11 protein-coding genes and 1 pseudogene are annotated in these 9,140 nt (G+C 68.5%); 7 read left to right on the top strand and 5 right to left on the bottom strand.

Annotated elements, in window-relative coordinates:
* Window positions 1–322 precede the first annotated feature (322 nt).
* The gene (locus ABZ801_RS24940) at window positions 323–649 is read right to left on the bottom strand and encodes a cupin domain-containing protein (protein WP_360701897.1); all 327 of its coding nucleotides are present in this window, start codon (window positions 647–649) and stop codon (window positions 323–325) included.
* Window positions 650–1,253: 604 nt separating this feature from the next.
* On the opposite strand from ABZ801_RS24940, the gene ABZ801_RS24935 reads away from it, so the two are divergent.
* A complete protein-coding gene (locus ABZ801_RS24935; protein WP_360701894.1) occupies window positions 1,254–1,553 on the top strand; it encodes a hypothetical protein in 300 nt (99 codons plus the stop codon).
* On the opposite strand, the gene ABZ801_RS24930 is transcribed toward ABZ801_RS24935, so the two are convergent.
* The 4 genes and pseudogenes from ABZ801_RS24930 to ABZ801_RS24915 all read right to left on the bottom strand — a co-directional run bounded on the left by ABZ801_RS24930 (window position 1,518) and on the right by ABZ801_RS24915 (window position 3,441).
* On the bottom strand, window positions 1,518–2,354 hold the full coding sequence (locus ABZ801_RS24930; RefSeq protein ID WP_360701891.1) for an IS630 family transposase: 837 nt from the start codon (window positions 2,352–2,354) through the stop codon (window positions 1,518–1,520). The two genes, ABZ801_RS24935 and ABZ801_RS24930, sit on opposite strands and share 36 nt — an antisense overlap.
* Window positions 2,290–2,610, bottom strand: a pseudogene (locus ABZ801_RS24925) (helix-turn-helix domain-containing protein); the annotation flags it as partial. The pseudogene ABZ801_RS24925 and the gene ABZ801_RS24930, both read right to left, overlap by 65 nt.
* Before the next feature lie 58 nt (window positions 2,611–2,668).
* Window positions 2,669–2,905 (bottom strand): hypothetical protein, encoded by a 237-nt coding sequence (locus ABZ801_RS24920; RefSeq protein WP_360701888.1) that lies wholly within the window; start codon window positions 2,903–2,905, stop codon window positions 2,669–2,671.
* 80 nt (window positions 2,906–2,985) lie between these two features.
* The gene (locus ABZ801_RS24915) at window positions 2,986–3,441 is read right to left on the bottom strand and encodes a hypothetical protein (RefSeq protein WP_360701886.1); all 456 of its coding nucleotides are present in this window, start codon (window positions 3,439–3,441) and stop codon (window positions 2,986–2,988) included.
* 99 nt (window positions 3,442–3,540) lie between these two features.
* Here ABZ801_RS24915 and ABZ801_RS24910 point away from each other — a divergent pair, with 99 nt between their 5' ends.
* The 6 genes from ABZ801_RS24910 (at window position 3,541) to ABZ801_RS24885 (ending at window position 9,139) form a co-directional block, all read left to right on the top strand.
* The gene (locus ABZ801_RS24910; RefSeq protein ID WP_360701884.1) at window positions 3,541–4,746 is read left to right on the top strand and encodes a cation:proton antiporter; all 1,206 of its coding nucleotides are present in this window, start codon (window positions 3,541–3,543) and stop codon (window positions 4,744–4,746) included.
* A 240-nt stretch (window positions 4,747–4,986) separates the two neighbouring features.
* On the top strand, window positions 4,987–6,390 hold the full coding sequence (istA, locus tag ABZ801_RS24905; protein ID WP_360701882.1) for an IS21 family transposase: 1,404 nt from the start codon (window positions 4,987–4,989) through the stop codon (window positions 6,388–6,390).
* Between the two features lie 67 nt (window positions 6,391–6,457).
* Complete coding sequence (locus tag ABZ801_RS24900) at window positions 6,458–6,757, top strand: ATP-binding protein (protein ID WP_360701880.1); 300 nt, start codon at window positions 6,458–6,460, stop codon at window positions 6,755–6,757.
* A 30-nt stretch (window positions 6,758–6,787) separates the two neighbouring features.
* The gene (locus ABZ801_RS24895) at window positions 6,788–7,306 is read left to right on the top strand and encodes a hypothetical protein (protein ID WP_360701877.1); all 519 of its coding nucleotides are present in this window, start codon (window positions 6,788–6,790) and stop codon (window positions 7,304–7,306) included.
* A gap of 520 nt (window positions 7,307–7,826) precedes the next feature.
* Window positions 7,827–8,426 (top strand): sulfite oxidase-like oxidoreductase, encoded by a 600-nt coding sequence (locus tag ABZ801_RS24890; protein WP_360701874.1) that lies wholly within the window; start codon window positions 7,827–7,829, stop codon window positions 8,424–8,426.
* Window positions 8,396–9,139 (top strand): ferredoxin reductase, encoded by a 744-nt coding sequence (locus ABZ801_RS24885; RefSeq protein WP_360701871.1) that lies wholly within the window; start codon window positions 8,396–8,398, stop codon window positions 9,137–9,139. Before ABZ801_RS24890 ends, ABZ801_RS24885 begins: the two co-directional genes overlap by 31 nt.
* The last annotated feature ends 1 nt before the right edge of the window (window position 9,140 follow it).

The raw sequence follows: 9,140 nt of genomic DNA, 5'->3' as shown, positions 1-9,140 counted from the left end.
CACCACCGCGGCCTGCGACGATCCGCACCAGCTTGCGGAACTGACACACCGACAGGCCGGTGAACACCGGCACCCACCCGGGCCGGTCCGCGCTGGCTGGCCACGGTGCGCTTCTGGAACGAACCGGCCGAGCGAGGTATCAAGGTGCACCCGATAATGGTCCACCTGCACGCCACTGACACAGAGTCGCTCGAACGCCTCGCCCGTCAAGCTGAAACGGGCGTGCTCACTCCGCGCGTCGCGGCGATGCTTCCCTGCACCAATGCGGTGGAGGCGCCCGGGTCCGGTGCGGGCCCGGGCTCCGCCGTTGCGAACAGGCGGATCAGCCGGCGGTGGGACGCGGGGCGCGCAGGTGGGCGCGTTGTGCCAGTTCCTCCTCGTCCACGAACGTGAGCATCGGCTGACCCGGCTCACACAGCATGAACACGACGAACGTGGTCGGCGCGTCCGGCAGGGCGTTGCCGTCCTGGTAATGGATCACGTCGCCGCCCGGTTCCCAGAACGTCTCACCGGCCCTGACCACGCGCTCCGGCTCACCCTCCAGTTCGAATCGGACCGCACCCTCGATCACGTAGGCGAACGCCGGCCCCGAGTGGCGGTGCGGGGCGAGCCCGGGGTGACCTGGAGGCCACTCGACGAGGAGGGTCATCCCCGAAGCGCCTTCGGGAATGAAGGGCGGCTTGACGTCCGCCAGCGTTTTGAATCCGGACGCCGCGGCGCTCGCGTGCTCGGCGGTCCCGCGCGCTGATTCCTTCTTCGACACGGTGCTACACCTCCGTAGGCCAGCCCGGAACGGACGATCTCGCGTCGGCCACCTTTCCGAACCGGTGTCCCGACCTCTCGCCCGTTGGCGGCCGTGTTCGTCGATTCGGGCTCACAACTTGCTTTGTGGTGGAGACAAAGTGCTGCCCATCGACAGGCCGTACGACTTGTGCCTCGCGACGTCGCCTCAGGCTCGCCCGCAGGGCCTCCCGGCCTACCCCCAAACGCGCTGGTCAAACCGGCCTGCGAGCACAGAGCCGAGGCTCTGAGCAGCTGAACGTCGGCCATTGCCTGGACGGCATCGTCCGAACCGGACTCACGCCTCGCAGGTTGGGTCAGCGTGCCGGACTCCCGACCAGGCCGGGACGTGGTCGATGCGAGGCGTACATCCGCGGCCGTACCGATGCCCGTCCGGATGCATCCCGAGAGCGACCGCGGGTGACATCTGCCGCCCGATCTGGCCGCGTACGCCGGACGACGATCGTGAGGTCATGCGATCGATCATCGTCTCCGCCCCTCGCCCTGACCCTGACGACCACCGCCGCGGCCGCGCTCACCCCCCCGGCACGGCGTCCGCCGCGATCACCCAGCACACGGCCGCGGACATCACCGTCGCCCCGGACGGCTTCACCGCTCCCACGACGATCCCGGCCGGTGCCGCCGCGTTCCGGGCGACCTCGACCGATCCCGGTGGCGCCTACATCGGGCTCGTCCGGCTTCGGCCGGGGGTGCGGCTGCACCAGTACCTGGCGCACCTAGTGTCCCGCGCCAGGAATTCGTTGAAGATATGACGCGAGACGTTCGAGGATCTCGTCAGCGGTCTTGGTCCAGGTGAACGGCCTGGGATCGTCGTTCCAGGTCTTGATCCAGTCTCGGATGTCGTTCTCCAGGGCCCGCAGTGTCTTGTGGACGCCGCGCTGGAGGCGTTGCTCGGTGAGCAGGCCGAACCAGCGTTCCACCTGGTTCAACCAGGAGGAATAGGTGGGGGTGAAGTGCATGTGGAAGCGGGGGTGGGCGGCCAGCCACCTGATGATGTTCGGATGCTTGTGGGTCCCGTAGTCGTCGCAGATCAGATGGACGTCCAGGTCGGCCGGGACTTCTTTGTCGATCTTGATCAGGAACTTGCGGAACTCGGTGGCCCGGTGCCGGCGGTGGATCGACCCGATGATCCGGCCGCTGGCCACGTCCAGGGCGGCGAACAGGGTGGTGATGCCGTTGCGCAGGTAGTCGTGGGTGCGGCGTTCGGGCATGCCGGGCATCATCGGCAGCACCGGCGCCGACCGGTCCAGGGCCTGGATCTGGCTCTTGGCGTCCACCGCCAGCACCAGGGCCTTCTCCGGCGGGTCCAGATACAGGCCGACGACGTCACGAACCTTGTCGATGAACTGCGGGTCGTTGGACAGCTTGAAGGTGTCGACCTGATGCGGCTTGAGACCGAACGCCTTCCAGATCCGCCCGACCGTCGACTTGCTCAGCCCGCTTTCGGCCGCCATCGACGCCCGTGACCAGTGCGTGGCATTTCTTCGGCGTTTGCTCCAGCGTGGCCACCACGACCTGCTCGATCTGCTCGTCGGTGATCTTCCGTGGGGCACCCGGCCGCGGCTCGTCCACCAGACCCTCCAGCCGCCGCTCGGCGAACCGGCGCCGCCATTTACCCACTGTCTGCGGCCAGATCCCCAGCTCAGCAGCCACTTCCTGGTTCGTCTTGCCGTCCGCACAGCCCAGCACGATCCGGCACCGCTGCGCCAACGCCTGCGACGACTTGGCCCGCCGCGCCCAGCGCACCAGCGTCTCGCGCTCCTCATCGGTCAACGTCACCTCGGCCACCGGCCGACCCCTGCGAGCCATCCAGCAACCCTACATTTCCTCAACGAATTTAAGGTGCGGGACACTAGACGAGTGATTCCTAATGGTCGTAGGCGATCAGTGAGCGGGTGACCGGCTGGCCGGTGTGGTGGTTGTGCCAGATCGCCGCCGCCATGGCCAGGATCCGCTGGGCGACGCGCACGGCCACGCCCTCGAAGGTGCGGCCGCCGTGTTGCTCGAGGTGGAGCTGGCCCTTGAGGGTGTCGTTGACCGACTCGATCAGCTGCCTGACCGGCTTGAGCAGGTGCTCGCCCAGGCGGGCCGATTCGCTGCGCATCGACGGCCGCAGCAGCTCGATCCCGTGCTGGGCGGCCAGCTCGTCGTCGAACCAGCGGGCCCGAAAGCCCTTGTCGGCGATCAGCAGCAGTCCCGGCCGGTCGGCGGCCAGTTCCGGCTCGACTCCAGCATCGCGGCCACCACTTCACGCTCGTCCAGCTTGGGGTTGGCCAGCGCCCAGGTGACCGGCATCCCCGATGGAGTGCAGATCAGATACAGCCGCAGCCCCCAGCACCAGCGCGTGTGGGAGCGGCAGTACCCGTAGTCGGCCCAGCCGGCCATCTGCGATCGCTGGACGGTCGGGCGGGACCGGCCGCACTCCACCGGGGTGGAGTCGGCGATCCAGATGGTGTCGTGCCAGAAGCCGGTGTCGGCCGCCAGGGTGCGGATGATGCGTTTGATCTGCGGCAGGGCGGCCCGCAGGCGCTTGTTGTAGCCGGGTTGCTGTGGGACGAAGGGAACAGGTGCCGCAGGGTTGGTGCGCACGTACCGCAGCCAGCGGGCCTCGGAGGTGAACCCGAGCAGGGCTTGCATCACCGCCGTTGATCTTGGGCACCCTCTTTGCATGCCGTGGCGGGTCTGCCACATCGTGATCATTAGGAATCACTCGTCTAGCGGTTGAGTGAGGGGTTAGCCATGCCGAGCTTCGGCAACCTTCTGATACTGACGATCATCGCCTTGCTGGCGCCCTTGTTGCTCGGGCTGGCACCGCGGCTGCGGATCCCGTCGGTGGTCCTGGAGATCGCGGCCGGGGTCATCGTGGGGCCATCGGTGCTGGGTCTGGTGCGCATGGACCAGGCGGTGCAGATCGTGGCGTTGCTGGGGCTGGCGTTTCTCCTGTTTCTCGCAGGCCTGGAGGTTGACCTCCATCGCCTGTGCGGGTCGCTGCCGCGGGTGGCCTTGATCGGCTACGTGGTGAGCTTGGCGATCGGCGTGGCGGCGGGCTTCTCGTTCGGCGCGGCAGGCTGGGTGGGTGACCCGATGCTGATCGCGGTGGCGTTGTCCGCGACGTCGCTCGGTCTGGTTGTCCCCGTCCTCAAGGACGCCGGGCGCGCGGACCAGGCGATGGGGCAAACAACGATCACAGCGTCTTCCGTGGCCGACCTCGCCGCGGTGGTCCTGCTGTCGCTGCTCTTTTCCGTGTCTGGCGGCAGCACCGGAGGCCGACTCGTGTCGCTGATCGTCTTCGTCGCCTTCGTGGTCGCCATTGGGATCGCGGTGGCTTTGGCAGGGCGGTCGATGCGTCTGGGGGATCTTTTCCTGCGATTGCAGGACACCACCGCGGAGATCCGGGTTCGTGCGGCGGTAGTGCTGCTTGTGGCCTTCGTTGTGCTCGCCGAGGGATTTGGTCTCGAGAGCATCCTGGGCGCGTTTCTGGCTGGTGTGGTCGTAGGCTTTGTCGATCGTGACTCGGCTACGCATCCGCATTTCCGGACGAAGCTGGAAGCGATTGGGTACGGGTTCCTGATTCCGGTGTTCTTCGTCGCCAGCGGTGTGCAGCTCGACCTCGGAGGGTTGATCGCGACTCCGTCCGCGTTACTGCGAGTGCCGCTATTCCTCCTCGCGCTGCTGCTCGTGCGCGGGCTTCCAGCACTGCTCTACCAGCGCTCGCTTGGCACACGCTCCTCGGTCGCGGCCGGGCTGCTGCAGGCGACGTCGCTGCCGTTCTTGGTTGTCGCAACGCAGATCGGCGTCGCGCTCGGCCTGATGACTCCTGTGACTGCAACGGCGCTGATCTGCGCGGGTCTTTTGTCGGTTCTCCTGTTCCCAGCGGCCACCCTCGCCTTGCTGCGCAAACCGGTCTCAAACGAGCGCCGCGGAGGCACGGCGGAAACCATGTAGCGCCGCGCGGAGGCGGCCGGATGTTTGATCGGCAGGCCGTGCTGGCGAAACGTGCGCCATGAGCGGTTGCTTTGCGGGCAGTAGCGTCTCGGTGTGAAGGACTGTCGGTGTACGGGGCCCAGTGCAGACCCAGGTACAGGTAAACGTGCAGAGGTGATCAGCGTGTCGGCCGCTGCGTTGTGGCGGTGATCTTGAAGCCTGCCGGGTGATGGTGATCATCACGGTGAGGGGCAGGTCGCGGTGGTGCTGGAGGCTGAGCGGTGGCTTGAGCTGCGCCGGTTCCGCGCGTTGCGGGACGCGGGCGCGTCGATCTCGGAGATCGCCCGGGAGACCGGGCTGAACTGGCGCACGGTGAAGAAGTATGTGGAGGACGACGACGGCCCGGCAGCGCCTCCGGCGGCGGTCCCGCGGCCGAGCCGGCGCTGGCAGATGATCGAGCAGTACGCGCCGGTGATCGACGCGTGGCTGCGGGCCGAGCTGTTGCTGAAGGCCACGGTCGTGCACGAGCGGCTGGTCGAGGAATACGGCTTCCCGGGCACCTACCAGCGGGTCAAGCTGTATCTGCAGCAGGCCCGGCCGCGGATTGCCGAGGAACTGGGGTTCACTCCCCGCGAGCTGGCCCGGTTGCACCGCCGGTTCGAGGTGGTGCCGGGAGCCCAGGCCCAGGTGGACTGGGGCGATGAGGGCGGCATCCTGGCGCATGCGGGGATCGCGAAGGTCTATTCCTTCCACAAGACGCTGTCGTACTCGCGTGACCCGTTCGTGTGCTTCACCACCAGCCAGGACCTGGCGACGTTCTGGGCCTGCCATCGGCGGGCGTTCGAGCACTTCGGCGGGGTGCCGGGGTCGGTCGTCTACGACCGGACCAAGACCGTGGTCCGTCGTCACGTCGCGCCGGGCAAAGCGGTGCCGTTGCATCCGGAGGCGGTGGCGTTCGCCGGGCACTACGACTTCGACATCGACGTGCTGGCCGCCTATCGCCCCACCGGCAAGGGCCGGGTGGAGCGGCAGGTGCTGATCGTCCGCGACCATGTGCTGGCGGGCCGCTCGTTCTCCTGTCTGGAGGAACTGGACAGGGCGTTCTTGGCCTGGGTGCCGGTTCGGCGCCGGACCGTCCACCGCACGCACGGCGAGGTGATCGGGGTCCGGGCCCGCCGCGACCACCTGGCGTTGCGGCCGGTTCCCGCCAAGCCATATCTGGCCGCCGATCGGCATCAGCGGCACGTCGCCAAGGACTGCCTGGTCGCGTTCGAGGCCAACCTCTACTCGGTCCCCGCGACCCGGGTGTTCCACCGGCAGCTGGTCGAGGTGCGGGCGTCCTCGGCCACGGTCAGCCTGCACGCCACCGTCCCGGACGAGAACGGGATCAAGCTGCTGGCAGTGCACCCCCGAGCCACCGGACGCGGAAACCGCATCGTCGATCCCGAGCACTGGCGCGGGCTGCCCGACGGACACACCCGCGCCACCACCACCGGCCATGACCCGGCCGAACCGAGCGACCAGCTGGCGGCCCGGCGACGGCGCCACCAGCAGCAGGGCGCGCTGGGTTTCCTACTCGCCCGTTCCGACGCCGCCGGCATCGAGGTCGGCCGCCGTTCGCTGGCCGTTTATGACCAGATCACCGGCACCGGCCCGTTCCCCTGACCGCGGCCCGTCGCCCGAGCATCCCCTCCTTCCAGCGGGACTTCCAGGAGAAAAGGACACCTTCGTTTTGAGTGAGCTGGTCACCGCCCGGATCCGCGCCACCGCCGCCAAGCTGACTCTGCCGCATCTGGCGGCCAGCCTGGGCGAGTTCGTCACCCGTGCCGACGACGCCCAGATGGGCTATCTGGACTTCCTGGACATGGTGCTGGAGGAGGAGCAGGCCATCAAGGAGGAACGCCGGATCTGGCACGCGCTGCGCGTCTCGGGGATGCCGCATCACAAGACCATCGAGGACTTCGACTTCTCCTACCAGCCCGGCCTGGACGTCAGGAAGGTCGCGATGGTTAACCGCTCCCGATCCCGCTGAAGCCGGGCGGCCAGGCGCTCCGGCCTCATCGTGGAGGTTGCCACCTACCTGGTGGCCACCGGTCTTGGGGGCGTGATCGGGAACCGGAGCGATGCGCCGGCCAAGCGGCTGTTCGAGGCGGTCGTCGAGCGATGGCGACGTGACCAACGTCGTGAGGCGCTCACGATCGACGAGGCCGTCGATGCGGCCAAGGCCGCGATCTACGCCGCCCAGCGCAGAGGCATCCCCCGCACCGTCGATGTCATCTCCGCGCGGCGGCGCAGGAACGGCTCCTGGACCGTGCGGCTGCGCGTGGAAGACAGCCGTCGACGGCTCCCCGTGGCGGTCGTGATCCCTGAGGGAGACCCCGCCAACGCCAAGATTCACATCACGTCCTGGTGCCTCAGAGTGACGTCTTGGGGCGGTCTCATGATGCGCTGCCGGATCGTGGCGATCTGTCCTTGGGTGAGTGAGGCGGCGCCGCCCGTTTTGCGATCGGCGCCGGTGATCACGATTGTTCGTCGGAGGGGTGTGGAGTTTCCGTACTGGTTGGCGAGGGCGGTGGCGTAGGTGTTCAAGGGTTGGGCGTTGGCGCAACCGTCCTCGTCGAGCCAGGCGTCCCAGCCGCCGCATGCGCGGCGGGCTCGGACCTTGAACATAGGCGCGGACCGGTCGGCCAGCGCGTCCAGCTGCGTATCGACGAGCACCACCAAGGCCAGGTGCTCCCAGCTCAGGGCGCACCAGCACCTCCCGTTGAGCATCCGCTCCGACGGGGCGGCCACCCCGAACGTGCCCGAGCCTGGAATGTGCCGAGCCCCGCGGAGGATCCGGCTCGGTTTCCGTGGATGATCACGGTGCCGGCGATCTGGCGTAGCGGCTGGAACCCGGTGCACAGATCACCGCCGCCACCTTCAAGATCGAATCATGGCCATCACGAGATGTGAGCCTGATCCACGATTGAGGCGCCGTTGACAGACCGACTTGGCCTCTGTCGTTGCGGTTCGTGCCGATTCGGGTACTTCATGTGGGGTGGCGGGCCGGACGTAGCGGGGTACTTCCCGAAAAGAACGGACGAAAAGGGGGGCCGGTGATGGGCATCGTGTCACCGGGATTCCACGGCCGGCGGCGGAGGGCGGATGTCAAGCTGCCTCCCGGTCAGTACCTGACCGAGGACTTCCCCGTCCTGTCGGCCGGTCCGACACCGCGGATCCGCCGGGAGGACTGGGAGTTCACCGTCACGACCGAGGCGGGGCGCGAGTACCGCTGGACCTGGCGGCAGCTGATGGAGCTGCCCAGCCAGACGCCGACGGTGGACATCCACTGCGTCACCAAATGGTCCAAGCTCGGCACCCGGTGGGAGGGTGTCTTGCTGGACACCCTGCTGGCCGACGTCGAGACGGCCGCCGACTATGCGCTCGTCCACTCCTACGGCGGCTACACCACGAACCTGCCGCTGGAGGACCTCCTGGACGGCCAGGCGTGGATCGCCCACCGCTACGACGGTGCGGACCTCGCCGCCGAGCACGGCGGCCCGGCCCGGCTGCTGGTACCCCACCTGTACTTCTGGAAGTCCGCCAAGTGGGTGCGCGGCATCCGACTGCTCGACCAGGACGAGCCGGGCTTTTGGGAGACGGCCGGTTACCACGATTACGGAGACCCATGGCGCGAGCAGCGGTATCAGGGCGACTGACCTGGCGTGTCGCCCGGCTCGCCGAGACGCGGGCGGAGACGGCCACCGCCCAGACCCTGGTCTTCGACGTGCCGGGCTGGCCCGGCCACCTGGCCGGCCAGCACATCGACGTACGGCTCACCGCCGACGACGGCTACAGCGCCCAGCGCAGCTACTCGATCGCCGCGCCCGCCGACGGGGACCGGGTCGAGCTGACCGTGCAGGCCGTGGCGGACGGCGAGGTCTCCTCCTACCTGACCGGGGGCCTGTCCCCCGGCGACCCGGTGGAGATCCGCGGACCCGTGGGCGGGTGGTTCGTCTGGCGGCCCACCGACACGGCGCCGGTGCTGCTGGTGGCCGGTGGCTCGGGGATCGTGCCGCTCATGGCGATGATCCGCGCCCGCCGCCAGGCGGGCAGCCGTACGCCGTTCCGTCTCGTCTACTCGGTGCGGACCCCCGCCGACCGGTACTACGCCGCGGAACTGCGCCGGCCCGAGCCCGGTCTTGACGTCACCCACGTCTACACCCGCCAGGTCCCCGAGGGCTGGCCCCGGCCGCCCGGGAGGCTGACCGTCGCGGACCTGAACTCGGGCGGCTGGCCCGCCGAGTTCGCGCCGGACTGCTTCGTCTGCGGGCCGACCGGGTTCGTCGAGACGGCCGCCGACCTCCTGTTGTCCCTCGGCCACGCGGCGCACAGGGTCAAGACCGAGCGATTCGGCCCGTCTGGAGGCTGAC

Origin of the sequence: Actinomadura sp. NPDC047616, from assembly GCF_040642915.1 — a bacterium.
Lineage (GTDB): Bacteria > Actinomycetota > Actinomycetes > Streptosporangiales > Streptosporangiaceae > Spirillospora > Spirillospora miaoliensis.
The sequence above is the reverse complement of the archived record's forward strand: the minus strand, read 5'-3'. Positions and strand labels throughout refer to the sequence as shown.

Bases quoted from the DNA above. Each gene is read 5' to 3' on its own strand.
- ABZ801_RS24940 (WP_360701897.1), bottom strand. From the start codon at position 649: ATGACCCTCCTCGTCGAGTGGCCTCCAGGTCACCCCGGGCTCGCCCCG.
- ABZ801_RS24885 (WP_360701871.1), top strand. From the start codon at position 8,396: ATGGCGCGAGCAGCGGTATCAGGGCGACTGACCTGGCGTGTCGCCCGG.
- ABZ801_RS24890 (WP_360701874.1), top strand. From the start codon at position 7,827: ATGGGCATCGTGTCACCGGGATTCCACGGCCGGCGGCGGAGGGCGGAT.
- ABZ801_RS24920 (WP_360701888.1), bottom strand. From the start codon at position 2,905: ATGCGCAGCGAATCGGCCCGCCTGGGCGAGCACCTGCTCAAGCCGGTC.
- ABZ801_RS24935 (WP_360701894.1), top strand. From the start codon at position 1,254: ATGCGATCGATCATCGTCTCCGCCCCTCGCCCTGACCCTGACGACCAC.
- ABZ801_RS24910 (WP_360701884.1), top strand. From the start codon at position 3,541: ATGCCGAGCTTCGGCAACCTTCTGATACTGACGATCATCGCCTTGCTG.